Source organism: Microcoleus vaginatus HSN003 (assembly GCF_022701255.1).
Taxonomy (GTDB): Bacteria; Cyanobacteriota; Cyanobacteriia; order Cyanobacteriales; family Microcoleaceae; genus Microcoleus; species Microcoleus vaginatus_B.
The window spans coordinates 3,710,079-3,736,702 of sequence record NZ_CP031705.1; the positions used below are offsets into that span (position 1 = coordinate 3,710,079).

The following is a 26,624-nucleotide window of genomic DNA, read 5'->3' on the forward strand; positions in this document are numbered from 1 at the left end:
TCTGGAAATCGCTACTACACTTGCCTCTCGTCCTAGCAGGGGGGGACTAATAACAATTATTGTTGTGGTTGGGATTCTAGCGGGCTGCTTCCTAGCTGACTTTCTGCCCGCTTTTTTGCTTCTATTGCCGCTCCGTAATCTGGTTTGTAGCGAATTGCTTTGTCATAGGAGGCGATCGCATCTTCGTATCTTTTTACCGCTACAAGTGCATTACCGCGGCTATACCATGCTTCCGAGTAGTCTTGCTTGACATAAACGGCTTCGTTGTAAGAGGCGATCGCATCTTCGTACCGTTTCAAATTGTACTGGGCATTGCCTCTATTGTACCACGCTTGATATTCTTTCGGGTTTAAATCTAAGGCTCTGTTGTAACACTCAATTGCTTGTTCATACTTGCGTAATTCGTGGTACGACCAACCTAAATTGTACCATGCTTGATAATAATCGGGTTTTAATTTTACAGCTTTTTCGTAAGCTTCTACCGCTTCTTCATATCGGCGCATTTTTAGCAAAGCGATGCCTTTACTGTACCAGGCTTGATAAAAATTTGGCTGAAACCGCACGGCTTTTTCGTAGGCTTCAAAAGCTTCTTTATTTTTGTTTAATTCTAGGAAAATATTGCCTAAGTTATACCAAGCTTCAAAATTATCGAATTTAATTTCAACTGCTTTTTGATAGGATTCTACGGCTCGCTCGTACTGTTTTAATTTTTGGTGAGCTTGTCCCAGATTGTACCAAGCACGGTACAAGTTAGGCTGAAATTGTACGGCTTTTTCGTAGGAGGCGATCGCCTCTTCGTACCGCTGCGAATCTAACAGAGTATCGCCTCTGCCTTCCCAAGCTGCGGCATAGTCGGGCTGGATTTTCAAAGCGTTATCAAAAGATGCGATCGCCTCTTGAGACTGTTGCAACTTCTCCAAAGCATAACCGCGTCCCGTCCAAGCTTCCAAGTATTCCGGCTTTAATTCTATGGCTTTATCATAAGCTGACTGCGATTCTTGGTATTTTTTCAATTCATATAAAGTTTTGGCTTTTTCCTGCCAAACTTCCGCGTAGTCCGGCCTGAGAGTTATTGCTCGCTCGTAAGCTGCCAGAGCTTCTTCAAATCGGCTTAAATTGTAAAGAGTATTGCCTCGGTTGTACAGGTCAGTTGCATTGGCAGAATTAAAAGTGTTTACACCATAAATAGATGCTATAATACTGATGCCAATTAAACTGGCGATCGACAATATTTTAAAATACAGTTTTTTTCGGGATTTTATAGGCTTATTCGCAGCAGCAACCGGAGGCAATACAGGAACTGTACCGCTGAAAGAATTTTTCAATCCTTTAATAGCTTGCAGCGTTTCGCCGGCACTAGAATAACGTTGCCGAAAATCGTACTTTACCATCTTATCTAAAATCTTCGCAAATTCAGGACTGACTGATGTTTTGTCCTGCCATATAATTTCCTCTGTATCGGGGTTTTTTGGCATTTGGTGAGGATTTATGCCAGTGAGGAACTGAATTGCGATCGCACCGACGGCATAGATATCGCTGCTGAGTTTGGGGTTGCCGTGAGATTGTTCGCTGGGCATATAACCGGGAGTACCGATGCTCACACTCAAGCTATTCTTGGGCTGAGGAGTTGTGATTTGAGTAGTAATTTCTTTGACTGCGCCGAAGTCAATTAAAACTAATTTTCCGTCTCGATCTCTGCGGAGAATATTACGAGGATTGACATCGCGGTGAATTACATTTTGCTGGTGTACAAAGTCTAAAATTTCCAGAAGTTCTTGCAATATACAAATGACTTGATCTTCCTGCATGACTCCCGCATTCCCAGGAGAAGCGGGCGTAATTTCTTGACTTAAATCGTGACCTTCTATAAATTCTTGAACGAGGTAAAACTCTTGATTCTCTTCAAAAAAAGCAAAAAGTCGGGGAATGCGATCGTGATTTCCCAATTTGTACAAAACTTGGGCTTCGGTATCGAATAAACGTCTAGCTACCTGTAGAGTTTCCGGATCAGTTGCTTGAGGTTTAAGTTGCTTGACGACGCAGAGGTGATTGCCTGGTAGCTGCTTATCTTCAGCTAAATAAGTTTGAGCAAATCCGCCGCCTCCCAAGTGACGGATAATACTGTAGCGATTGCCGAGTGTTATTCCAAGCATGAAATTCACCTAATATTTCCTAGTCTTTGGGAGAATTAGCTTCCAACCAAGCTGTCAAATCTTCCGCCTTTGAAAATTTTAACATAGCCTATCTAAATTTTTGAATTGGTCGAACGACAAGTGGGGAGTTTGAATTTCCCTACAATCAATTTTAGGGTGGCATCCATTATGCAGTTCTTCAATCAGTAATTTAGTTCCCTCAGTTGTTACTGTATTTTACAAAGCTAGCTTGCCCAAGGTCGGCAGGTTTAGAAGTTGGGTTTCAATCATTACAGATGTGCCGTTGTTGAGTTTTGCGATCGCCTTTAAGTAGCTATCTTTGGCTCCGATGTAAGGCGCGCGGTGCGAACTTTACTGTGACAGTCTGTTTGCTTTCTTGCTTGTTCCCTCCCCTTAGTAAGGGGAGGGTTAGAGTAGAGTTCTAGATTTTTGCGGGCATGGGGATGCTCCCACTCTAACTTAACTTTGAACCGATTTCAAAATTTGATCATCGACTGAAAAATCTATCTCAGCTTTGTCGCGTCCCGAAACTACGTAATCATTCTGAAAAGAATCTTTCAATCCAGAAAGTAAGTCAAATTCCGGCTGCCAGTTAAGATCGGTAACAGCTTTATTAACTGAAGCAAAAAAGTGCTGCAATCGCATCGGAAAAGCTTTCTTTTTGCCAAAGTCAAATTGTTTCGGATCGTAGTGTACAATCTTAATAGCATCAGGGGATTTGCCTGCAGCTTGAATGCAGGCGCGTGCTAAACCGTCAAAGGTGACAAATCGATCGCCCGAAACGTTGTAAATTTGCCCGATCGCCCTTTCGTTGCCCAAAACCGCCGCCATTGCTTTAGCCAAATCCTGACAGTGCCCCAACTGCGTGAAGTGCATTCCGTTACCGGGAATCGGAATCGGTCGATCACGCACAATGCGATCGAAAAACCAAGCCTCTAAATCGTTATAATTTTGGGGGCCGTAAATGTAAGTCGGGCGAATCGAAGTCCAAGGCAAACCCGATGTGGCCAAGTAATTTTCGGTTTCGCATTTACCCAAATGCCGGCTTTTAGGATCAGTAGCGTCCCCTTCGATATGAGGCATTTGATCCGACTTCAAATAAACCCCCGCAGAGCTCATGTAAACAAAGTGCTGCACCCGCCCTTTAAATATTTCAGCTAAAGGCTGTGTATCGCTGAGTTCGCGGCCGTTGTTGTCAAAAACCGCGTCAAACTCGACCGTCGATAACTTTTCTTGCAATTGTTCAACATTTGTGCGATCGCCCTGAATCTGTTTTACCCCCGCAACGGGTACCGGCTTGTTGCCCCGGTTAAACAACACCACTTCATGTCCTTGTGCTGCTAAAATCTTAGTAAGATAAACCCCGATAAACCGAGTACCGCCCATCATTAAAATTCGCATTATTTTCGATGCTCCTTACAGTTAGTGTAAATATCTTACAATAAAGTTATGCCTTACGGAGAAACCTGTTTTTTAAAGAAAACACATATTAACACCCATCGACCCTGGTACAAAAAACCGGAACGCTGGAGTTTTTGTGTGCAAGTCCTGAAAGTCAGTTTTGTGCTTTAATAAACTGCCCTATCTCAAAATAAACATATAGCAATCCTTAAGACGATTAACACTTTCTCACTTGCTAAAACCCTAGCTTTTCTTCCTTCTTCCTTCTTCCTGACATCCGTTACATCCGTTACATAATCCGTTGCCGAACTTCCCTCTTCCTTCCGCTATACTTTCAATTTCCCTAAAATAGCCCTATGCAAGTTCCCCGGCTGCATCCAGAAACAATCGAAGAAGTCAAACAAAGAGCCGACATAGTAGACGTTATTTCCGGTCGCGTCGTGTTGCGAAAACGCGGCAAAGAATTTGTAGGTTTGTGTCCCTTTCACGACGAAAAATCTCCCAGCTTTACAGTCAGTCCCGGCAAACAAATGTATTATTGTTTCGGCTGCGGGGCAGGCGGCAATGCTTTTAAGTTCCTCATGGAATTGGAGAAACGCCCTTTCAGCGAAGTAGTATTAGAATTAGCTAAAAATTATCAAGTTCCCGTCAAAACTGTCGAACCGGAACACCGACAAGAATTGCAGCGACAAATTTCTCTGCGCGAACAACTCTATGAAATCTCAGCACTAACAGCCAACTTTTACGAACACGCTTTGCGGCAAACCCAAGGAGAAGAACCCTTAGCATATCTCAAATCAGAGCGCCAGCTCAGCGAAGAAACTATCCAACAATTTCAATTAGGTTATGCACCCCAAGGTTGGGAAGCACTTTACAGTTATTTAGTAGAACAGAAAAACTATCCGGCGCAGTTAGTCGAACAAGCTGGATTAATTGTACCCCGAAAAAATGGCGGCAGCGGTTATTACGATCGCTTCCGCAACCGCATTATGATTCCCATTCGCGACACCCAAGGCAGAGTCATCGGTTTCGGCGGCCGAGCTCTCGGCGACGAACAGCCGAAATACCTCAATTCTCCCGAAACAGAACTGTTCGACAAAGGCAAAACTTTATTCGCCTTAGATACAGCAAAAACAGCCATTAGCAAAGCCGATCGCGCAGTGGTGGTAGAAGGGTACTTTGATGCGATCGCACTTCACGCCGCCGGCATCTCCAACGCCGTCGCTTCCCTCGGCACAGCCTTAAGTTTAAACCAAGTGCGGCAGTTATTGCGCTACACAGACTCCAAACAAATTATCCTCAACTTCGACGCCGACAAAGCAGGAACTCAAGCAGCCGAACGCGCGATTGGAGAAATAGAAAAACTCGCTTATCAAGGAGAAGTGCAACTGCGGGTACTCAACATTCCCGACGGCAAAGATGCCGACGAATATCTCAAAACATACTCGCCAGAACAATATCGAGAATTGCTCGAAAATGCTCCGTTGTGGCTCGACTGGCAACTGCAACAAATGCTCGTCAATCAAGATTTGAAGCAAGCCGATACTTCCCAGCAAGTCACCAAAAAAATAATTAATTTATTAACCAATATCACTGACGATAATCAGCTAGCACATTACCTGCAAAAGTGCGCCGAGATTCTCAGTAAAGGAGATTTTAGACTCACAAAAATGATCGCTGAAAACTTGCTCAATCAAGTAGTCAGCGATTGGGCAAAGCGGCAGAGTCAAGACGAATCTTTAACAATGCCCCTGTTAATTAGAAACAAGCTTAAGCCGAACAAACAATATAAAAAACAGCGTGCAAGCAGCGAAAACAAAAACTCACAATCCAGCTTATCTGCCGTAGCCCGCAGTCTTTTAGAAGAAGCAGAAGCGCAATTATTGCAGATTTATTTGCACTGTCCCGACTACCGCCAAGATGTCAGAGAGGCAATAGAAGCTAGAGACGTGCAGTTTAGCCTTTCTCACCACAGATTTTTGTGGCACCAGATTGTGAATTCAGAAATATTGCACAAAATGTCTTTACAAGTAGCGCCTTCAGACTTAATATTGAAATTGCAAGATAGCTTCATTGAATATCCGAATCAACTAAATCAAATTTCGCATTTATTTCACTTAAATGAGTTCTCAGAAAGAAACGTTTATCGCGCCCCTCTAGTCATTAGATCGGCCCTCGCCTGTATCGAGCAAATTATCAGCATGAAGCGCCGCCGAATTGCACTCAATATGTGGCAAAAAGCCAAGGCCGCTAGCAGTGGCGAAGAGGCTATAGAATATCATCAACTATTCTGTGCCGAACAAGAATGGCTTAAGGAATTAGAGCGGCTGCGTCAAGTTAATTTTTACGATTTAACATCCGTACCTTGGAGTGGGAATTTTTAGGAGTTAAGGACTAAAGCCGTGAATCTAATATTAAAGTCGTAGATTTAGGTTTTTTATCTCTAAGTCTTTAATTACTGTGTCAGTCTATTATTGGCGATGTGGGCCGAACAAGATCACGATTGTTCCCACTAGAGAGAATGTAACGCCAAGCAAGTCCCACTTATCCGGCTTCACACCTTCAACTAGCCACAACAAGAACAAGGATAAGAGGATGTAAAACCCGCCGTAGGCAGCGTATGCCCTACCAGCATTTGAGGTGTCTACCTTGGTGAGAGAAAAAGCGTAGATCATCAGGGCTAAGATACCTGGGATAATCCAAAATATGCTTTTGCCAAGTCTCAACCACGCCCAAAAGGCATAGCAGCCAGAGATTTCTCCCAGGCCAGCAAGTAAGAAGAAGATAAACGTCTGCATATTCAGCTTGACCTTTAAACACAAGAGCTTAATTACTATACAGGGCTTACGTAACGGGCATATGCGATCGCCATTAGCATTGTTGTTATTCGAGGATGACGAGTGGTTAGAGCCTTGGGAGTCTGATTCGGTGGTTGTCCAGGTTTTGTCTGCCACTCCGGCTACACTCCAAGCTTCAACAAAACGTACTTTGGAGAAGTTTCCCGTTCAAATTTTTCGGACGTTAGTGACTAATTTATCGACGATCGCTAAAAATCGAGTGCAGCCTAAACTAGCGGGTGTTTCAGTTAGTTTCGACCTGACGACGGCAACTCCTTTACAGCAGAAAGCCTTCGATTTGCTGGGGGTTCCGCTGACATTCTAGTCATGTATCCGGTGGGGGCTAAAGCCCGAGATCCCTACTGATGGGGGCAATACTAGGAACTTTAAGAGCACGCGGGGGAAATTCCGTTTCAGGTGCCGTTACTCTGAGGTAATCGGCGATAAACTCACCATACGTTTTCCTGATTTCGTCTGGGAGAAATTTATATCCAAGGAGCTTTGATCGACATTCGGTGGAGCCACAACAACATTTGGGAATGTCAATGAAAGTGTACTCTGTTGTAGAGTAATCCCATGTAATTTCGCTTCGCGAAGGAATATCAACCAATGCCACGAAATCGTAGGCTCCGAATTGATTATTCCGAACCCCTGTGTTTGGGCTACAAGAATGATTGATCAATAATGCCGGTTCATCTAATTTTATATGCAGATCAAAGTCCATTTGAATCGAGTGAGTAGTTCTTTCGGGCAAGATATCGACTCGGCGTCCAACCACCACAGTCTCACCTTTACGAAAGCCTCGGCTGGCAAAAACGCCTCTACCTTTCTCTGTTTGCTGGATGAAAATATCCAAACCCATTTTCCTCACTCTTAATACAAATTACAAATCTAATTCTAATTCCACGGCGTTAGCGCTCGGAAGCGAAACTGGAGCGTTAATGGGCTCAGTATCCGAATCTGACAGCGCTGCGACAATGGACTCGTTAACCTGGATTTCGCCATTGTGTTCAGCGTCCTGAGATTTGCTTTGACCAAAAACCATTGCCACCACTACAAGAGCTGCGCCAATCACACCGCGTATTCCAAGTTTCTCTCCCAGTAATAGAAACGAGAAAATCGCTGCGAAAATCGGATCTAGCGTATAAATTAGCGCCGTCTGGTAAGCGTTAACCCATCGTTGAGCCACTACTTGGAGCACAATCGTAGCAGCAGTATCAAATAAGCCAATATATAAAAGAATACCCAGATTCGCGCCAATTGCCTCCTGTTGTGTAAGCAGGTCTGGAGCGGCCCAAATTAAAGAAAATATTGTTATTACCCAAAGCTGGATCGCGGCGAGTGGCAAAATGGGGTGGCGCAACGTGGTGGACTCAAGCTTAAGAGTGTAGATCGAGTAGAGGAAGGCGTTGCCCAAGATCAACAGATCGCCGATCACTAGCTGTTCACTCTCCCAACACATCACTCCAATGCCAAAGATGGCAATTCCTGCGGCGAGGAAAGTTTTTGGGAACACCTGCCGACCTAGCAGTTGCCCTAGCAGAGGAACTAGGATGACGTTGAAACTGGCAATGAACGCAGCACGATCGGCAGAAGTCGTCTCAAGGGCAACGGTTTGGAGGACTGATGCAGGAAACAGTATGAGTGATAAGAAAACTCCATCCCGTAGCAGGGAAAAATTCAGGAAGCGCAAATAAGGGGTAAACGGCAACGCTGCTATTACGTAGCGGGTTGCAAATATTGCAGAAGGAGAAAGACTGCTGAGAGCTCCCTTGATAACCGGATAGCTTGTACCCCAGATTAGGGTGACAAGCACCAACACTGCTATACCCCAAGCATGGAGAGTGTTTGGCGATCTTTGAGAACCACTATTTAATTCTGTAGTCATTGAGTAGCCTAATCGATTAGCAATAGAACTAAATTCCGTTAGTTAACCGTAAAGAGGTTGACTAGAGTAAGAAATATCAATATTTTAAACTCGAATGCAGCCTAAACTAGGGGGTGTTGCAGTTAGTTTCTGCCTGACGACGCCCACTCGTTTACATCATAAAGCCTTCGATTTGCTGGGGGTTTCGCTGATATTGTAGTCATGTATCGGGTCGTGGCTCAAGCCCGAGATCCCTACTGCCAGAGGGTTTACATGGAAGTTACCCCGCGTGCGGGGTAAGTTTGGTTTAATTAGGTTTTTAATAATCGCAAAAAAGAGTTTCGCGAGTATCTCTACCTGTCACCGGATTAGTACCTTTTGCCACTTTACAAAGTTTTTCTATCATATCGTCTCGCAGCAGTGTCTCTGTAAAATCAGCACCGTCAATGATAGCTCCTTCCAGCCTGGTATTGTAAGCGAAAGCACCCTCAAGGATAGCATTAGTTAAATTTGCTTTCATCATGCGAGCTAAATCTAAAGTAGCACCCGTGAAATTAGCGCCTTCTAAATTTGCTTCTTCCATATTGGCCGCAAAAAAGCTGACGCCTCGCAAATCTGCATTAGTAAAATTGCTGTTGCGAAGATTGGCTTTATTAAAGCTGTCGTCAGTCAGAACTTGGCCAGTAAAATCAGCGCCTACTAGGATTTCTTTATCGTGATCCAAAGCGAAAGCAGGTGCGGGATTAATGCCGATCGCCCCAGCGGCAATTACTGCTAAAATAACAAAACTCAGCAAGAAAGTATAAATATTTTGGCGAATTCGAGAAATCATCATACAAGTTCAAGCTAATGGGCAGTCGTGACAGTTCAGAATTGAATTCTACCAGAAAGGGCGTCAAGCGTAGCTATCCCGTAGGGAATCGCCTGTTAGCGACGGCTGACTCCAATTGCCCCCAATCCCTAAACTCTCGGGATATCGGCACATTGGGAGAAAACTTAGTCGCCGAGTGGTTGCAGCAGCAAGGCTGGGAAATTTTGCACCGGCAGTGGCACTGTCGCTGGGGAGAGATTGACATCATCGCACTTGGAAGAGATGAACAAAGCGCAAAAAACCGAGGTCTTCCCAATCACACATCCCCAACATTAGCATTTGTAGAGGTAAAAACTCGCCGCCGGGGAAATTGGGATGCTGGTGGAATGCTAGCTGTTACTACCACAAAACAAGCCAAACTTTGGCAAACAGCCGAAATATTTTTAAGCACTCACCCAGATTTAGCAAATAATTCTTGTCGCTTTGATGTCGCCTTAGTCAGGTGCGAACCTTCTCGACCAAACACTAAGCCAATATTACCACCATTAACAGCAGCGAGCTCTCAATCCGCCGTTGCAGAAAACTACCGACTCACCCTGCAAGAATACATTTGCTCGGCTTTTAGCAATTAAAAATATATAATTAAAAATGAGAGGGTAAAATCTCAAAGCAATGCGACTCGGTAATTTTTAATTGTTAACTTGCCTAGGCTTCGCGAATTTTTCTCTTGAGATTTAACGGAGCAGAAAAAAGCGTTAAATCTTCGGTCGCTTTCCCCTTCTCTCGCTCTCCTGTTCTGTCATCACAGTTAATTTATATGGGTAGCAATCTAGGCCAGGGTTTCCGGGCAATATCCCAGACCCTTGACAAACTGCTGGCGAAACGCTTCAATTTCTTTGCGGTCAGGGCTGCCGTGACAAACCACTGCCACCTGGTAGCGACGCATCACGCTCAGTGGGGACTGTCCGGTTTCCAAACTCCAAAGCGCCATTTGCAAGCGAATTTCAGGATCGTAAGGAATCCCGAGTTCGTTCATAAAAGCCCGAAAATCCCCGTGCATTTCGGGTGTTAAATATTGGCTCATTTTCACCTTTACCACCCAGCCGTCAATTTGGTGAATAACAGTGATAAATTGCAAGGGAAGATGATGAGCCGTGCGTAGGTAATCCACGACTCTCAGAGTAAGGCTAGTATTGGCGATGTAGTAGAGGTATTCCATAACGATCCTTATGAGCAAAGCTGATGCTATACCTCTATCCTCGCGGGCTATACCCGCCACCACAAGGGGAAAAGCACCCGACTTTGAATGGGGGTTTTTACCCAATTTGTTACCTAGTTGACAGATTGATTTGATAGGAATTCACTTGATGACAGAAATGGACTGGTCTTTGGACGGCTACGACTACGAACTTCCGCCCTCACGCATTGCCCAAAATCCCGTAGTGCCGAGGGACAGTTCTCGCTTGCTGGCTGTAGATTCTCCCAGCAGCCAGCAACACCGGATTTTCCGGGATTTGCCAGATTTGCTGGAACCAGGAGACTTGCTGGTACTGAACAACACCCGCGTGCTGCCGGCGAGGCTCTACGGGCACAAACCGAACGGCCCGGCTGTGGAGATATTGTTAATGGAAGAACGGCAGCACAACTGCTGGCTGGCTTTGGTTAAACCGGGGAAACGCTTAAAGTTGGGAGCAAAAATTGAATTTGAGCCGATCGCCCCTACCTGTGAGCACTCAACCACAGCTCCTTGCTCTTGCCTTCCCGATGCCACGATGCCCGATCGTCGTCGATTGACTGCGACAGTTATAGAGAGGGACGACGCCACAGGGGGACGGCTGCTGGAGTTTGACATCCCCACAGATGAGAATCTGGTGAAGTTTTTAGACGAATACGGCCACGTACCCCTGCCGCCCTATATCGACAATTCCCAAGCTTCAGCCGAACAGTACCAGACTGTTTATGCCGATCGGCTTGGGGCGGTGGCGGCCCCCACAGCAGGCCTGCACTTCACCGAAGAATTGTTCAGCCGCTTGGAACAGCGGGGAATCGAAAAAACTTTTGTCACCTTACACGTCGGAGTAGGGACGTTTCGCCCGGTGGAGGTAACAGACGTGACGGCTCACAAAATGCACGGCGAATGGGTGGAAGTACCCCCCGCCACCGTTGAGAAAATCCGGGAAACTAAAGCCAGAGGCGGGCGGATCATTGCCGTGGGTACTACAGCAGTGCGAGCTTTAGAGGGAGCCGCCGCCGCGAGTGGCGATTTTTCCTTGCAACCTTTTTGCGGCCCGACCCATTTGTTTATCTACCCTGGTTACAAGTGGCGGGTTGTAGAGGGGATGATTACCAATTTTCACTTGCCCCGCTCTACTTTGATGATGATGATAAGTGCGATGATTGGAAGGCCTCGGCTGTTGGATTTGTACCGAGAAGCGATCGAGCAACAGTACCGCTTTTATTCCTTTGGCGATGCCATGCTGATTTTACCAACAGCAAAAAAGGATTGATCGATCGGGCATCGGGTTCGCCCCATGCCCGGTATTCCGTTTCTATTCTTCCTCCTCTTCTTCATTGCCGGGATACACGAAGCTGTTGGAACGCCCAGTCAGAACAGATTTGCCCAGAGACAGAGCTTTCTGAGCTGCCACTACAGCTTTGCGCTTCCATGTGGCCTTACGCATATTCTTCTTGGATTTGGAGGTTTTCTTCTTAGGGACTGCCATGACGCTAAATACTTTGTGCTTGCTTATATAGACAAACAAACATTCTAGCCGATTTTGCCGGCAATGCTTACTCGAAAAACTGCAATAACTGCTCGCTCAGCAATATCAAGTAGTAGGGTGCGTCAGCGATTAGCTTCTGGAAAAATAGACAAAATCCCCTAGATCACGCACCCGCAGCAGCTAAAGTTCGTGAAAGTGGTAGATCACGACCCCAGTTACGGCATCGTTCTCGATACTCACATAACCTGTTTTGAGCATTGCCGTGAAAGCCTCTTCAACTTCGGCAAAAGTAGCGCCGGTTGCCATCACCCCTTGGGTGACAGATAATCTTCCGTTCTTGGTATAAGCTGCCTTCAGGAGTTTAACCCCTAACTGGTCTGGAGTTGGCTTGGGATATGTCGCGGCGATCGCCCCGTTGCTGGGATATAGCGGTATACCTTCGCGAGATACGCCGAGTTTGCCCCTGAGACTGGCATTGTGTTCGTCCACCATGTTCGGCAGCAGCAGCAAGTCAAACAATTGCCCAAACCCAAACAAACCAAAGGTAAACAGCCACAGCAAACCCGTACCAATCTTGCCGTTGTAGAGGCGGTGGAGTCCGAAGGGGCCGAAAAAACAAGCTGCCCATAAAAGGTAACTAACACCTAAATTGCTCATTTTCTGACCGTCCTGCGTGATTATTCTAAGAATTGGAGTCCCTCTATACATTTTGTACTTTCTATGTGGTGTTTAAACAGCTTTACAGGGGAATTTATTTGTGCGGTATCCTAATAAACTGACAAAAGGCCGTATTTGGTTTCCCAATACCTTCTGTCTGGAAGCCCATGAGTAATTCTGCGTAGCAATTCTTAACGCCAGCAACATATTTCCGGGGGCGACAGCTTGGTAAACTGGAGGGCGTGGAAATTACAGCAGCTTAGAACTGGATTCCACAGGGAGCGCCAAACCGAGCGCCAAACCGAGCGCGTCACCAGCGCTGGCCGGACATACACGAGCGCGATCGCCCGCAGTACCCGACAATGGAAACAAGCGAGTAGTTATAAGCAGAAATCCAATAAACATATGGTAGATTCCCTCAAAAAACCCACTTTTGAAGAACTGCGGCCGGGAGTGAAAGCCCCAGCCAAAGAAACTATTCTCACGCCGAGATTTTACACAACAGATTTTGACGAGATGGCCAAAATGGACATCTCGGTAAATGAAGCCGAACTAAAAGCAATTATCCAAGAGTTCCGCGTTGACTACAACAAAAACCACTTCGTGCGTGATGCCGAGTTCGAGCAATCTTGGGAACACATCGACGGCGAAAAGCGCCAATTGTTCATTGAATTCCTGGAACGCTCTTGCACCGCTGAGTTTTCTGGCTTCTTGCTCTACAAAGAATTGGCACGCAAGCTCAAGGACAAAAATCCAGTGCTGGCCGAAGGTTTCTTGCTGATGTCGCGGGACGAAGCGCGGCACGCCGGATTCCTCAACAAAGCTCTCTCGGACTTTAATTTGTCCCTAGATTTGGGTTTCTTGACAAAGAGCCGCAGTTACACATTCTTTAAGCCGAAGTTTATTTTCTACGCGACTTACTTGTCTGAAAAGATCGGTTATTGGCGCTACATCACGATTTATCAGCACTTAAAAGCGCATCCTGAAGACCAGATTTATCCGATTTTCCGATTCTTTGAAAATTGGTGCCAGGATGAAAACCGCCACGGAGATTTCTTTGATGCGGTGATGAGAGCTCAGCCTCAGATGTTGAACGATTGGCGCGCTAAGCTTTGGTGCCGTTTCTTCTTGCTGTCAGTGTTCGCGACAATGTATCTCAATGATATCCAGCGCGCCGGTTTTTATCGATCGCTCGGTCTTGATGCTCGCGAATACGACATTGAAGTGATTAAAAAGACCAACGAAACAGCCGGCCGCGTATTCCCCGTCATGCTGGACGTGAACAACCCAGAGTTTTATGAACGGCTGGATGTTTGCCTCAAGAACAATCAGCAGTTGACTGCAATTGTTGCTTCTAATACTCCGAAATTCTTGCAATTCTTCCAAAAATTGCCTTTGTATTTGTCGAACGGCTGGCAGTTGTTGAAGCTGTACCTCATGAAGACAATTGAATCACCTTCAGTACAGGGTGCAGTCCGTTAAGTTTTGATTTTTCATCCTCTGTGACGGCGGTTCTGCGACAAGCGGAGCCGCTTTTTTTATAATTGCTCCTTTCGGGTCGGAAGAATTAGTATTATTGAACCGCGAAGACGCGTTCGGCGAAGCCGTTCCCGAAGGGTAGGGCACGAAGGAAGAAGGAAGAAGGAAGAAGGAAGAAGGAAGAAGGTTGTTCATGGCAAGCCCGATGCCCGATGGCCGTATAGGTTTTATCAGCAATTAACCTGACTGGATATCATAACTGTTGTCCATAGAAGTTATCGCCATTCGCCCTGAAGCGTAAAAGCCGCCCAATAATAAGGAGAACGCCACTCTTCCTGCTTCAACATTTCCAGTTGCGCCGCCCTCAATGCTGCGGCTGGCGTTAACCCTTTTTGCAGCATTCCCTGATAGAAACTCGACATTAAGGTAGCCGTTCCTTCATCGTCCACACTCCACAAACTCACCACCACTCGCTGAGCCCCTGCATACATAAATCCCCGTGTTAATCCTACCATGCCCTCGCCTTGAATGTTCTGCCCCATTCCGGTTTGACAGGCACTTAACACTACTAAATCTGCTGCTAATTTGAGATTGAAAATATCAGTAAGTCGCAGGAATCCGTTTAAGGGATTGCCCTTTTCATCTACCAGTGACAAGATGATTCCCGATAGTTCCGGGTTAGTGCTATTCGCTAAACCGTGAGTGGCAAAATGAATGATTTTATATTGGCTTAAGTTCTGACTGGTTGCGACGGCGCGGCTGGCTTCAAAATCCAAAGACTCGGTGCGAAAATTAGCTGGTACTAACGCTTGAATGATTTGAGCTTCTTGGCGAGTGAATTTTAAACGGCTCAACTGTAAGTTATTGTCGCGACCAGAGCGGCTTAGACCCAGATTTACTGATTCTATTGCTTGCAGATTGGTGGCGGTTGACTGGTTTTTGACTCGTTCATCGTTAGCGCTAAAAACTGGATCGGCGAGAATCGCTAAAGTCCGAGTAGGAGGTTGTCTGTCACTGTAGTTTTGTCTTAATATTCCCAAGGTGGAAGCGGAAGGCAGCAGCACGATTTCATGGTCTACTATTAAAGGCGGATTCCCATTTTCACCAGATTTTCTGGGGAGGGAAAGGGCAGCAAAGGGGAGGTAATTGAGAATGCCATCGCCAACAATCAGCAGGCGCTTTTGACCGAGTTGGGCAGCAACCGGCTGTAAGATAATTTGACTGATAGCATCGTTGGCTTGGGCGATTTGATTCGGGCTGTTTCGGGAACTTGGAGCTGTGACAGCATCGCGGAATTTTCTGGCATTTGTCTGGATGTCGGCAGCTTTTGGTAATTCATAAGTGGTGATGCTGGTTTTGGTGACAGCCCAGAGATAGCTGCGCTCTTTCCCTAGAGAATACTGAAGTAACATTGTATTCTCATCGAGGATTTGTTGTTGAATTTGTGCAAGCGTTAGAGGTTGCGGTTGGGTGAGGGCTGCGTACCGGGGGCTAGTAGCGCGGATTTGTGTTTGAATGTCCTGATATTGTGCGATTAAAGTTTGCCGTTGTTGTTCTAATTCTGCTTCTTGGGTGGGAGTGTAGTTGGGGCGATTGAGAACTTCGACGCGCCGTTTTTCAAGGGCATTGAGTTGCTGTTGCACACTGCGTTCTCGCTGCAATAATTCAGGGGCGACACTTTGGCGAATATCGGCATTTGCTTCTTGCAGAAGTTCGAGGAGACTGCGGGCGCGGGAACGTTCGCTGGCTTCAAAGGCTTTGGTATCATAACCAGATTTGGGTTGCGTTTTGTGCAGTTGCATTAACAGGTCAATGTAGAACTGGTAATAGTTTTGTACGGTGGCAAAGTATGAGGTGCGGAGTTCTGGGCTGGCAATTTTGGTGCGAAGGCTTTCAATAATTTTGAGGGAGGCTTCAATCTCAGTGAGAGCTTCGTTAAGATTACCAGAGTCACGTTTGATAGTAGCAATACTATAGAGGGTAAGAGCTTCTAAAGAGCGATCGAGGGTGGCTTGACTCAGAGGAAGGGAGTGATTGAAATACTCTAATGCTTTCTCTTTGTTTCCTAATTCTGCGTAGCTCCTGCCGATACCTATAAGGCTGTAGGCTTCTCTTTGGCGATCGCGTGCTTCCCGGCTCAAAGAAAGAGACTGATTGTAATAGTTTAGGGCTTTTTGTTGGTCTTCTAATTCTGCGTATATGTTACCAATGCCAGTGAGGGTGCGAGCTTCTCCAGAGCGATCGCCTACTATTCGCTTGAGGATAAGGGATTGGTTAAAATATTCTAAGGCTTTCTCTTTGTCTCCTAATTCTGAGTAGGCAATGCCAATGCTGGTGAGAGTGGTTGCTGCTGAGGATCGATCGCCTAGAATCTGGAAAATTGCAAGGGACTGGCTGTAATACTCTAAAGCTTTCTGTTGGTCTCCCAATTCTGAGTAGACATGGCCAATGCTGATTAGAGTAACAGCTTGCCCAGAGCGATCGCCCACAGCTTGGCTGATGGGAAGAGACTGGCCGTAATGCTCTAGGGCTTTCTGTTTTTCTCCCAACTCTGAATAGACAATACCTATGTAGTTAAGGGTACGAGCTTCTTGTTCGCGTTCACCTATAGCCCGGAACAATTTAAGGGACTGGTTGTAAGAGTCTAAGGCTGTTTGTTTTTCTCCCAATTCTGAGTAGACTCTACCAGCACAAATCAGGGCGAAGGCTTCAACAGAGCGATCGCCTGTTTCTCGACTGAGGGGAAGAGATTGGTTGTAATAATCTAGGGCTTTCTGTTTCTCTCCCAAACCTGAATAGACATTGCCAACGACGATCAGGGTGAAAGCTTGCCAACGGCGATCGCCTATTTCCTGGCTCAAAGAAAAGGACTGATTGTAATACTCTAGCGCTTTCTGCTGTTCTCCAAATTCTGCGTAGATCATGCCAATACCTAGAAGGTTGTAGGCTTCTTTCTGGCGATCGCCTATTACCCGGCTCACAGAAAGGGACTGATTGTAATAGTCTAGGGCTTTCTGTTTTTCTCCTAAAACTGAGTAGACTCTGCCGATGTTGGTGAGGGTGACAGCTTCCCCTGAACGATCGCCTATTGCCCGACTCAGGGGAAGGGACTGGCTGTAATACTCTAGCGCTTTCTGTTTTTCTCCCAAATCTGAGTATACTTTGCCGATGCTGTGGAGGGTGGTAGCCTCCCCAGCGCGATCGCCCGCTTGCCGATACAGCTTTAATAGTTCTTCAAACTTGGCGATCGCTTTTCTTAAAGATTCCGCCGTCCCCTGCTGGTACAGTTGATCCCCTTCTGTAAAAGCTCTTTGAGCATCCGCCACCCGGTTTTCCCCGGACTGCTGCGATACCCCTTGGCTCATTTTTATAACACTGGGCGCAGCTACCGCCGGGACTCCTAGCAGGATACTCGCACCTACAGCGATCCCCCAAACCCAAAGTGTGATATTCATAAATACCTGCTCAAACAAGACCTTGTTAACCGGTATCATAGTCGATCGCAGCTTGTCAGGTGCGCTTTCCCGGGCTGCGTGCCGATTGCGTCGGGGGCATATTGTGCGATCGCACAATATGCCGCTGCACGTAGTGCCGCATTCTCCAAGCGCGATCGCCCGCATCGGATTTGCCTCCGCGAAGGTTAAAAGTCATAATTGTAATTTTTACGCTATTCTCAACTCAGTATTTTTAAATTAGCGATCGCCCTCCAATCTAGCCTTTACTATTTACTGCTGTTTTATGAAAATCAACAAAAAACAATTCAACAGATCTACTTTAGTTTTTTGCTTAGGAATGTTCGTTCTCTTCCTCCTATCCTTAACACTACGCTTTTGGGAACTGGAGCGATTTAACACTTTAGTATTTGACGAGGTTTACTACGCTAAATTTTCCAACAATTATCTGACAAAAACTCCTTTTTTCAACGCTCACCCGCCTCTGAGCCAGTACATAATTGCGATCGGCATTTGGATCGGAACTCACCTTCCCTTCGGAAAAACCGCCGTCAACAGTATGGCCGGTTCCCTGCTTTCCCCTTGGGATTACCGCTGGCTGAATGCTCTCACAGGTTCCTTTATTCCGCTAGTTGTGGGAGCCCTGGCTTATCAGCTAGTTCCGCGCCTCACCTTTGCTTTTATTGCTGCTTTATTTATCGCCTGCGACGGTCTGTTTTTAGTTGAGTCTCGCTACGCGCTGAACAACATTTATCTGGTTGTATTTGGAATTTTAGGTCAGTTATTTATTTTTAAATCAGTACAAGCCGAAGGCAAAAAGCGCTGGGTTTGGCTGGTACTCGCCGGGATAGGTTTCGGCGCATCTGCGGCTATCAAATGGAACGGATTATGGTTTCTTTTCGGTACTTATCTAATTTTAATCTGTGCTTGGGCAGTTCGTTTTATCCAGGGTAACAGAGGAAATGAAGAACAAAGCCGCGAGGTAAATTCACCTCTAATTCCTGCCGAAAGTCCCGTACAAAAACTGACTAAACTCAATTTTATAGAACTCTGCTTAAGTCTAGCTATTATTCCTATTTTAGTTTACAGCATCTCTTGGATTCCTCACCTGCACTTTAATCCAACTCCCAATTTCTGGCAGATGCAAACGGAAATTTTGACTTATCATCAGCGGATTAAAAGCGGCCCAGATGTACATCCTTACTGTTCCACGTGGTACAGTTGGCCTTTGATGCTGCGCCCCATAGTTTACTTCTACAAAACTGCTAGCAGCAATGCCCAACCAGATCCGGTTTTGCCGCCTTTACCTGAAGGTGCAACTCAGGCAATTTTCGACGTTCACGCAATGGGAAATCCATTGCTTTGGTGGCTGTCAACCTTAGCTTTACTGCTAGTAATAGGAGTTTTAGTTCACCGGATTTTGGTGTGGCTGCAAACGCGCAGCGAGGCTTCTGTTGACACGATAGAAAAGCAGCGACCGATTTTGTTTCCGCCGACTGCTGAAATGTGGCTGGCGTTATATTTAATTGTTAATTGGGCCGCTAATTTGCTGCCTTGGGTGAAGGTGACTCGCTGCATATTTTTGTACCATTATATGGGCTGTTCTGTGTTTGCAGCCTTAGCACTTGCTTGGTGGGTTGACAGGTGGCTGCACAGCCCTCAAACTCGACTCCGAGGGATGGGGGTAACAATTATTTTTCTGGTTTTGGGTGCTTTTATTTTCTGGATGCCTATCTATTTGGGACTGCCTTTGTCGCAAATAGAATGGAAAATTAGGATGTGGCTGGCGTCTTGGGTTTAAGCTAGGAATAATTCTTTTATTAACGGGGAAGATGCCCGTTCCACAAGAAAATTAAGTTTTGTGGAACAGGCATCTTGCCTGTTCCTAACCAAGGTGCAAGATGTGATTTATAACATTTACCACAAAGGTGAGTTTGCAAAAGCGAGCATTATTTTTGATAGAGTGCTCGATAAACTGGTTCGCCCCGTTTCAGAGTCGCAATTTCTCTTTCTGTAGCCACAGGCAGGGGATTTTCTGCTAACCATTCGCCACCATTTTGACGTTTAAAACTGGGGTGAGATGAAAAGCGATCGCACATTTCGCTTTCTACTTCCTCAATATCTGACTGGATAAAAACTTCGCCGCCAATTGCCAGATAAGTTGCCAGTTCGTTGACTAATTCCTGCTGCACCACCCGCCGTTTATGGTGCTTTTTCTTGAACCAGGGATCGGGAAATTGAATGCTAACTCGCTGCAAAGTGCCAGCGGGTAAAGTTTCTAAGATGGGTTTGAGAGAACTATTCGCATTGCAAAATAAATAGTGCAAATTTGTCAAGCCTTTTTCGTCCCGCCAAAGATTCGCCTCTTCTACCAGAGGTTCCCGAATTTCTAATCCGAGAAAGTTCCAGTCTGTTTGGATTTGCGCCATGTGCCACAAAAACCGTCCTCTGCCGCAGCCGATATCTAAATGCAGCGGTAAATTTAAGTCGGCATAGATTTTAGTCCAATCCGGGGGACTTGCAGATGCTTGATATCTAATTGATAGGGGATTGACGTGTTCCCGCACTCTTACTCTTGCCAATTTTGCTGTCTCCTGAATGTAATTTTTAACCGCTGATGAAGGCAGATGAACGTGGATTTACGCAGATAAATATTGGTTTTTGCGATGTTGTTCAATACTTTTTAATTAATGAGCAATCTTAAATTGCAGAGGGACAATTTTAAATTGCTCATTATTGCATTAGGCCTCTGGTTCCATGCCTGCTGCTCTTAATTGTGCAGCTAGTCGATCGGCTCGCTGCCGTTCTCTTTCTACCATCTCTGCTCCCCACAATAACATCTCTCCGCTCTCATCCCACCACCGCAACCAATATCCGGTTCTTTCGGCTTTGGTTCCCTGCCAAATACCTAGAAATAATCCCACTCGCGGAATCCAATAACGATTGTTTGCATCGGGTTGCTGTTTTTTATACTGGGCTGGTGAATTTAAATGATATACTTTTAAATATCCGATCGCAGGTTCAAAAATTACATAGATTGGAGCTTGCAATATTTGTTCATAAAAATGCCATTTTCCGGGGAGATAAGTTTGTTTTGCCGAATATTCATCCTGATAACTAGGAGGATTATATGGCAAAAACTCCATGACAATTGCCGGAATGTCTCCTTCTAGGTTGGGGGTATAACTGCGGCGAATTTCTCGATCGGGAAGGGGCTGTACGTTGGTGGCATAAAACAGATCGGGAGTTTTTATAACTAGCTTATCGTTGAAAGTTACACAAATCGCCAGATGAGACGCAACTAATGTTCCCTCCAAAATTAGCCCCGCAATTTCTAAGCTTTCCCGTAAGGCGGCGGCGAGCAAAGGCTGGTCGATATCTTGCAGGGGTTGCTCGTCTAAAATGAAATCTTTTGGCAATTTTTCCCAGGATATTTTGAATTTCATTGGATTGAATGTCATGGTATTTTACCTCTTAGTAAGAATGCTGTGGAACTGCTGGCCCTGATTTTCGATCGAATAGCATCGCCTATTTTTTAAGCTTCTGGTTCAATGCCTAATGCTCTTAATTGTGCGGCCAATATGGACGATCGTTCTCGTTCTTGTTCGGCTTGCTGTTGAGCGATTACTCTTTCTTGCCTTTCTCTTTCTACCATTTCTGCACCCCACAATAACATCTCGCCGCTTTCATCCCACCACCGCAACCAATATCCGGTTCTTTCGGCTTTTGTGCCATACCAAACACCCAGAAATAATCCCACTCCAGGAATCCAATAACGGCCGTTTGGATCGGGCTGCTGTGATTGATACTTTCCTGATGAATTCAACTGGTTAATTTCTAGCCTTCCTGTGGCAGGTTGAAATATTACATAATTTGGCACTCGCAATATTTGCTCGTAAAAATACCATTTTCCGGGTGGATAATCTTCTATTTGAGAATATTCTTCGTTGGCAGTAGCTGATAAAAATTCCATGACGATCGCCGGAATTTCGCCTTCTAAGTTGGGAGTGTAACTGCGACGAATTTCTTGACTAGAAAGCGGCTGTACGTTGCGGGCATAAAACCAATCGGGAGCTTTAATAACTAGCTTGCTATCTACAGTCGCACAAATCCCCATATTTGAGGCAATTAATATTCCTGCTACTATTAGCCCCGCGATTTCTAAGATTTCTCGCAAGGCGGCGGCTAGCAAGGGTTGGTCGATATTTTCCACTGGTTCCTCGTCTAAAATGAAATCATCTGGTAATTTTTCCCAGGTAATTTTCAAGTCGGTTGTACTGACTGTCACGGTATTTTACCTCTTATTGAGAGTGCTATTACTAAGACTGCTGGAGCGCGGCTCGCAATACTTCGCGATGAAAGAGCGATCGCTCTACTATGAATTTTATCCTGTCTGGCGATAAGGCGTCGCCGTTAGCATAGTGTTCCATCCAGGTTTTGCTAATTAAATAAGGATCGTCTGGCAATTCTGATAATAAGTATCCTGGCATTTCTAGCTCTTCCATTAACTGGCTGACTTTCGGATCGTAGCTGAGGGCAAAACAGCGGCATTCTTCGGATGCTGCCATAATTAAACTGTGGTAACGCATCCCGATCGCCATTTCGACTCCCCGGAACACTCCTTTCAATTTTCTCGGATCGTCTAAACTGAGGATGCGGCTCCTTTTGGGGAGCGCTTCGTGCAAATGTTGGGCAATTTCTAAGTCGTGAGACGCTTGAAAAGGCAGCAGCAAAATTAAGGTGCGAGTTGCTTTTTGAAAGTCAACTAAAGCTTGAGTTAAGATTGACAAACGCGCGGGAGTTAGTGTAGAATGAGAACGCAAACAAACAGCAACTCGGGGCGCAGGTAAATCCCACAAACCTGACACGGGAGAATTCTCCAAAGCCCACACAGGATCGGGCGCTAAAGTAAAGGGAATTTGCCAATCTGCAAGTAAAGTAGCTGAACCTTTATCCCGCACGCTGACGCCGGTGCATCCAGCAAAACAGCGCTGAGATAACTTGCGAGTCATTTCGCGCTTCAAAGGCCCAATTCCCTGGGCCCAGGCAACAGTTTTTAAGCCCATCCGCTGCGCTAATCCCATCAAACCCCCATAATAGAAAGGGCTCGCAAGGCTAGTAGCGTCTTGGATTAAACTACCGCCGCCCCAAATTAGCGCGTCGGATGTGCGGAGTGCTTCGAGAACTTGGAAGGCATTCATGCGATCGCGCGCAGCTACCCCGTAACGCTGATTTGTCTCGACAGGATTGCCAGACAGCACGATCGGCGTCACGCCATCTGGTAACATTTGCAGTAGCGATGCCAACAGCGCCTCGTCGCCGCCGTTGCCTTTACCGTAATAGCCGCACAAAATTGCTCGCATTTCTACTCTTTTCTTTGTTTGTGATGGGGAATCTAACTATTTTAGATTTTAGATTTGGGATTTTAGATTTTTTTGAGATTTGAAATTTGATAATACTACTACCAAAAAAAATGTTACTGTCAGCAAGCTTCAAGGCTTTACGTCATCAGTCAGCTAAAATCACAAATCTAATAAAATCTCAAATCGCTAATCTAAAATTGTATGACGCATCATACTTTAATATGACAGTTGCGTAAGTCCCGATAGATAAATCTTTCATCTTCGTTCAGAATACAAAAAATGCACGCTTTGTCAATTCCCACCTGGATTATTCACGTCTCTAGCGTCGTCGAGTGGATTGCCGCCATCTGGTTAATTTGGACTTACGGCGAAGTCACTCAAAACCGAGCTTGGTGGGCCCTTTCCGCCGGAATGCTGCCCGCTCTCGTCAGCGCTATGTGTGCCTGTACATGGCACTATTTTGACAACTCCCCAGCCCTAGAATGGATTGTTACCCTGCAAGCGGCGATGACTCTCTTCGGCAATTTTACTTTGTGGGCGGCGGCTTGGTGGATTTGGCGATCGGCTCAGCCAGCAGAGAAAATTAAAGATTAAAAAAGGGAGAAACTAATTGAAAAATAGCACTATTTGCGTAAAATTTGCGGCGAGTTTGCTTTTGTTGACAGCCGGATTTTTGCTTCCCAGCAAAGCCAGCAACATTCCCCTGCAAGTCGCCCAACAGCCTAACTGCAAAAATCCTCAAACTACGCTAGACATGAATGTCTGTTCCAGTCAAGAGTTCCAAGCAGCAGATAGAAGGCTCAATCAAGTATATCAGCAACTCCAAGCAAAAATCAGCAGTACACAAAAGCAGAGATTGACGGCGGCACAGCGTACTTGGATTAAATTTCGAGATGAAAATTGTGATTATGCAAAAGGTCAGTTTGAAGGCGGTAGTTTGGCTACTTCTACCTACGGTTATTGCAGGGCCAGAGTGACGCAAGAACGGATTAAAGATTTGGAAAGTTATTTGAAACAAGCAAATTTGTAAAAGTTCGATCGCGAGCGAGAAGAATTTACCCATTAAATCATCAATACCGCGACAACCTCATCTTTTGCAGTTCGAGAAGCCCCAGCACAAACCAACTCAAGAGTGATATAAAGCTTTGTTTTTTATTTTACCCTTTGACACGCCGATGGTGTAAAATCTAAATTCTCAAATCTTATATTTTAAATCCCTATGTCCTTCGTTGGTTTGCACATTCACAGCGATTATAGCTTGCTAGATGGGGCTTCTCAGCTACAACAGCTCGCAGAACGGGCGGTGGAATTGGGGATGCCCGCGATCGCCCTTACAGACCACGGGGTGATGTACGGCGCGATCGAGCTAATCAAAGTTTGCCGAAATAAAAATATTAAGCCAATTATTGGCAATGAAATGTATGTCGTCAACGGCGACATTGAAGTAAAAGTTCGAGGTAGAAGAAAATACCATCAAGTTGTTTTAGCTAAAAATACCCAAGGTTATAAAAACCTCGTCAAACTAACCACAATTTCCCATTTAAAGGGAATGCCAGAAAAAGGTATTTTTGCCAGGCCTTGCATCAACAAGGAACTGCTCAAACAATACTCCGAAGGTTTAATTGTCACCAGTGCTTGTTTGGGCGGCGAAGTTCCCCAAATGATTCTGCAAAACAAGCTAGATACTGCCCGTGAAGTAGCCACATGGTATAAAGAAGTATTTGGGGAAGATTACTATATAGAAATTCAAGACCACGGTTCCCAGGAAGACCGGATTGTTAATGTTGAAATCGTCAAAATTGCCCGCGAACTCAACATTAAAATAATTGCAACAAATGATTCCCACTATATTTCCTGCAACGACGTAGAAGCACACGATGCTTTACTGTGCATTAACACCAACAAACTGATTGAAGAAGACAAGCGGATGCGCTACAGCGGCACAGAGTATCTTAAGTCTGCTACGGAGATGGCGCAACTGTTTCGAGACCATTTGGACGATGAAACAATCAAAGAGGCGATCGACACCACTTTAGAAGTCGCAAATAAAGTAAAATCTTACGACATCATGGGGGAATCCCGCATTCCCAACTATCCAATTCCCCCAGAACACACGGCAGACACTTTTGTCGAAGAAATATCATGGAAAGGACTCTTAGAACGCCTCAAAGCTAGAAGCCGCACTGAAATTCCCGCCGTATACAAAGATCGGCTGGAATACGAACTAAAAATGATTCAGCAGATGGGTTTTTCCACCTACTTTTTAGTAGTTTGGGACTACATGAAATATGCCAGGGACAACCACATTCCGGTAGGGCCAGGACGCGGTTCCGCCGCAGGTTCTCTAGTTGCCTATGTCTTAAAAATTACTAATATTGACCCCGTGCATCACGGACTGCTATTCGAGCGATTTCTAAATCCAGAACGCAAATCCATGCCAGATATCGATAGCGATTTCTGCATAGAAAGACGGGACGACATGATTAAATACGTTACTGAAAAGTATGGCGAAGAGCGCGTAGCGCAAATTATTACTTTCAACAGAATGACATCAAAAGCTGTCTTGAAAGATGTTGCCAGAGTCTTAGGCATTCCTTACAAGAAAGCAGACGAAATGGCAAAATTAATTCCCGTCTCGCGGGGAAAACCGGAAAAACTTAAAGTGATGATTTCCGGTGAAACACCTGCACCGGAATTTAAAGACAACTACGAGAATACAATTTGCATCAATGAAGAAACAGGGACCGAAGTCCCTGTTCGTCAGTGGATTGACATGGCAATTCGCATTGAAGGAACCAACAAAACCTATGGCGTTCACGCAGCAGGCGTAGTGATTTCTTCAGACCCGCTCGATGAAATTGTACCGCTACAAAAGAATAACGAAGGTGCTGTAATTACGCAGTATTATATGGAAGACTTGGAAGCACTAGGTCTTCTGAAAATGGATTTTCTGGGTTTGAAAAATTTGACAACGCTCCAAAAAACTGTTGATTATATTAAGCAAACCCAAAATCTAATTGTCGATCCAGAAATGCTACCTTCTGATATAGAGCGCAGAGCTCAAGAGACTTTTGGCCGAATCAAAAAGTTACCGGATGATGTAGATAAAACTTATAAACTTTTAGAAAGAGGAGATTTAGAAGGTATTTTTCAGTTAGAATCTTCTGGGATGCTGGATGTAGTGAAAAAACTCAAACCTTCCTGTCTGGATGATATTTCTTCTATTTTGGCACTTTACCGACCCGGGCCGCTGGATGCAGGTTTGATTCCTCAGTTTATTGACTGCAAGCACGGTAAAACAGTTGAGTACGATCATCCGCTATTAGAGCCGATTTTAAAAGAGACTTACGGAACGCTTTGCTTTCAAGAGCAAATTATGCGGATGGCTCAAGATTTGGCGGGCTATTCTTTGGGTCAAGCTGACTTGCTGCGGCGCGCAATGGGCAAGAAGAAAGCTGATGAAATGCAGAAGCAAAAAGAAACGTTTATCGACGGGGCAACTAAGAATGGAGTCAGTCAAAGAATTGCTGATAAACTGTTCGCGCAGATGCTGCAATTTGCGGAATACTGCTTGAGCTATGACACGAAGATATTGACGGTGGAATATGGGCCGATGGCTATTGGCAAAATCGTTGAGGAAAAAATTGAATGTACTGTTTATAGTGTTGATAGCAACGGTTATATTTATACACAGTCAATTGCACAGTGGCATCGCCGGGGGCAGCAGGAGGTCTTTGAGTATGGCCTGGAAGATGGCTCGATAATTCGCGCCACAAAAGATCACAAGTTTATGACTGTTGGCGGTCAAATGCTGCCCATTGACGAAATCTTTGAAAAAGGATTAGACTTAAAACAAATCTACTCTAGCTCAGATATATAAA

General features: G+C 45.3%; 25 protein-coding genes. 9 read left to right on the forward strand and 16 right to left on the reverse strand.

Annotation, left to right across the window (positions count from 1 at the left end):
- Positions 1-56: 56 nt before the first annotated feature.
- Positions 57-2,153, reverse strand: a complete 2,097-nt coding sequence (locus D0A37_RS16070) for a serine/threonine-protein kinase (protein ID WP_242715810.1) — start codon at positions 2,151-2,153, stop codon at positions 57-59.
- Between the two features lie 459 nt (positions 2,154-2,612).
- Entirely contained in the window at positions 2,613-3,554 is a 942-nt protein-coding gene (locus tag D0A37_RS16075; protein ID WP_242715812.1) for an NAD-dependent epimerase/dehydratase family protein, read from the reverse strand.
- Positions 3,555-3,910: 356 nt separating this feature from the next.
- Between D0A37_RS16075 and dnaG the strand changes: the two genes are divergently transcribed.
- Positions 3,911-5,938, forward strand: a complete 2,028-nt coding sequence (gene dnaG, locus D0A37_RS16080; protein ID WP_242715814.1) for a DNA primase — start codon at positions 3,911-3,913, stop codon at positions 5,936-5,938.
- An 87-nt stretch (positions 5,939-6,025) separates the two neighbouring features.
- Here dnaG and D0A37_RS16085 read toward each other — a convergent pair whose 3' ends face one another.
- Entirely contained in the window at positions 6,026-6,352 is a 327-nt protein-coding gene (locus D0A37_RS16085; protein ID WP_242715815.1) for a YnfA family protein, read from the reverse strand.
- Between the two features lie 61 nt (positions 6,353-6,413).
- Between D0A37_RS16085 and D0A37_RS16090 the strand changes: the two genes are divergently transcribed.
- Positions 6,414-6,716 carry a hypothetical protein gene (locus D0A37_RS16090; RefSeq protein WP_242715817.1) on the forward strand — a complete coding sequence of 101 codons (303 nt, stop codon included), beginning with the start codon at positions 6,414-6,416 and terminating at the stop codon, positions 6,714-6,716.
- Between the two features lie 18 nt (positions 6,717-6,734).
- On the opposite strand, the gene D0A37_RS16095 is transcribed toward D0A37_RS16090, so the two are convergent.
- From D0A37_RS16095 to D0A37_RS16105, 3 genes are all read right to left on the reverse strand, one after another.
- The gene (locus tag D0A37_RS16095; RefSeq protein WP_242715819.1) at positions 6,735-7,253 is read right to left on the reverse strand and encodes an SET domain-containing protein-lysine N-methyltransferase; all 519 of its coding nucleotides are present in this window, start codon (positions 7,251-7,253) and stop codon (positions 6,735-6,737) included.
- A gap of 21 nt (positions 7,254-7,274) precedes the next feature.
- Entirely contained in the window at positions 7,275-8,279 is a 1,005-nt protein-coding gene (locus D0A37_RS16100; protein WP_242715821.1) for a DMT family transporter, read from the reverse strand.
- Positions 8,280-8,577: 298 nt separating this feature from the next.
- Positions 8,578-9,093 carry a pentapeptide repeat-containing protein gene (locus D0A37_RS16105; protein ID WP_242715823.1) on the reverse strand — a complete coding sequence of 172 codons (516 nt, stop codon included), beginning with the start codon at positions 9,091-9,093 and terminating at the stop codon, positions 8,578-8,580.
- 14 nt (positions 9,094-9,107) lie between these two features.
- On the opposite strand from D0A37_RS16105, the gene D0A37_RS16110 reads away from it, so the two are divergent.
- Positions 9,108-9,701, forward strand: coding sequence for a YraN family protein (locus D0A37_RS16110; RefSeq protein ID WP_242715825.1), 594 nt, complete (start codon positions 9,108-9,110; stop codon positions 9,699-9,701).
- 197 nt (positions 9,702-9,898) lie between these two features.
- Here the strand turns inward: D0A37_RS16110 and D0A37_RS16115 are convergent, their stop codons facing one another.
- A complete protein-coding gene (locus D0A37_RS16115; RefSeq protein ID WP_006632408.1) occupies positions 9,899-10,288 on the reverse strand; it encodes a hypothetical protein in 390 nt (129 codons plus the stop codon).
- Positions 10,289-10,436: 148 nt separating this feature from the next.
- Between D0A37_RS16115 and queA the strand changes: the two genes are divergently transcribed.
- Positions 10,437-11,576, forward strand: a complete 1,140-nt coding sequence (gene queA, locus D0A37_RS16120; RefSeq protein WP_242715827.1) for a tRNA preQ1(34) S-adenosylmethionine ribosyltransferase-isomerase QueA — start codon at positions 10,437-10,439, stop codon at positions 11,574-11,576.
- A 42-nt stretch (positions 11,577-11,618) separates the two neighbouring features.
- Here the strand turns inward: queA and rpmF are convergent, their stop codons facing one another.
- The 3 genes from rpmF to D0A37_RS16135 all read right to left on the reverse strand — a co-directional run bounded on the left by rpmF (position 11,619) and on the right by D0A37_RS16135 (position 12,854).
- Positions 11,619-11,792, reverse strand: a complete 174-nt coding sequence (gene rpmF, locus D0A37_RS16125) for a 50S ribosomal protein L32 (RefSeq protein ID WP_006632406.1) — start codon at positions 11,790-11,792, stop codon at positions 11,619-11,621.
- A 180-nt stretch (positions 11,793-11,972) separates the two neighbouring features.
- A complete protein-coding gene (locus tag D0A37_RS16130) occupies positions 11,973-12,449 on the reverse strand; it encodes a TM2 domain-containing protein (RefSeq protein ID WP_242715829.1) in 477 nt (158 codons plus the stop codon).
- Between the two features lie 249 nt (positions 12,450-12,698).
- Positions 12,699-12,854, reverse strand: a complete 156-nt coding sequence (locus D0A37_RS16135) for a hypothetical protein (RefSeq protein ID WP_242715831.1) — start codon at positions 12,852-12,854, stop codon at positions 12,699-12,701.
- On the opposite strand from D0A37_RS16135, the gene acsF reads away from it, so the two are divergent.
- Complete coding sequence (acsF, locus tag D0A37_RS16140; RefSeq protein WP_242715833.1) at positions 12,855-13,931, forward strand: magnesium-protoporphyrin IX monomethyl ester (oxidative) cyclase; 1,077 nt, start codon at positions 12,855-12,857, stop codon at positions 13,929-13,931.
- 272 nt (positions 13,932-14,203) lie between these two features.
- Here the strand turns inward: acsF and D0A37_RS16145 are convergent, their stop codons facing one another.
- Both D0A37_RS16145 and D0A37_RS16150 read right to left on the reverse strand, forming a co-directional pair.
- A complete protein-coding gene (locus tag D0A37_RS16145) occupies positions 14,204-17,383 on the reverse strand; it encodes a CHAT domain-containing protein (protein ID WP_242715835.1) in 3,180 nt (1,059 codons plus the stop codon).
- 55 nt (positions 17,384-17,438) lie between these two features.
- The gene (locus D0A37_RS16150; protein WP_242715837.1) at positions 17,439-17,579 is read right to left on the reverse strand and encodes a hypothetical protein; all 141 of its coding nucleotides are present in this window, start codon (positions 17,577-17,579) and stop codon (positions 17,439-17,441) included.
- Between the two features lie 141 nt (positions 17,580-17,720).
- Here D0A37_RS16150 and D0A37_RS16155 point away from each other — a divergent pair, with 141 nt between their 5' ends.
- Positions 17,721-19,181, forward strand: a complete 1,461-nt coding sequence (locus D0A37_RS16155) for a dolichyl-phosphate-mannose--protein mannosyltransferase (protein WP_445242407.1) — start codon at positions 17,721-17,723, stop codon at positions 19,179-19,181.
- A gap of 148 nt (positions 19,182-19,329) precedes the next feature.
- On the opposite strand, the gene trmB is transcribed toward D0A37_RS16155, so the two are convergent.
- From trmB to csaB, 4 genes are all read right to left on the reverse strand, one after another.
- A complete protein-coding gene (trmB, locus tag D0A37_RS16160) occupies positions 19,330-19,962 on the reverse strand; it encodes a tRNA (guanosine(46)-N7)-methyltransferase TrmB (protein WP_242715841.1) in 633 nt (210 codons plus the stop codon).
- Positions 19,963-20,121: 159 nt separating this feature from the next.
- Complete coding sequence (locus tag D0A37_RS16165; RefSeq protein WP_242715843.1) at positions 20,122-20,841, reverse strand: Uma2 family endonuclease; 720 nt, start codon at positions 20,839-20,841, stop codon at positions 20,122-20,124.
- A gap of 74 nt (positions 20,842-20,915) precedes the next feature.
- Positions 20,916-21,668, reverse strand: a complete 753-nt coding sequence (locus D0A37_RS16170) for a Uma2 family endonuclease (protein ID WP_242715845.1) — start codon at positions 21,666-21,668, stop codon at positions 20,916-20,918.
- 31 nt (positions 21,669-21,699) lie between these two features.
- Entirely contained in the window at positions 21,700-22,743 is a 1,044-nt protein-coding gene (gene csaB / locus D0A37_RS16175) for a polysaccharide pyruvyl transferase CsaB (protein WP_242715847.1), read from the reverse strand.
- Positions 22,744-23,022: 279 nt separating this feature from the next.
- Between csaB and D0A37_RS16180 the strand changes: the two genes are divergently transcribed.
- The 3 genes from D0A37_RS16180 (at position 23,023) to D0A37_RS16190 (ending at position 26,623) form a co-directional block, all read left to right on the forward strand.
- Positions 23,023-23,337: a DUF2499 domain-containing protein gene (locus D0A37_RS16180; protein ID WP_242715849.1), complete on the forward strand. Its 315-nt coding sequence runs from the start codon at positions 23,023-23,025 to the stop codon at positions 23,335-23,337.
- A 16-nt stretch (positions 23,338-23,353) separates the two neighbouring features.
- Entirely contained in the window at positions 23,354-23,773 is a 420-nt protein-coding gene (locus D0A37_RS16185; RefSeq protein ID WP_242715851.1) for a lysozyme inhibitor LprI family protein, read from the forward strand.
- A gap of 189 nt (positions 23,774-23,962) precedes the next feature.
- Positions 23,963-26,623, forward strand: a complete 2,661-nt coding sequence (locus D0A37_RS16190) for a DNA polymerase III subunit alpha (RefSeq protein WP_242715853.1) — start codon at positions 23,963-23,965, stop codon at positions 26,621-26,623.
- Position 26,624: the final 1 nt, after the last annotated feature.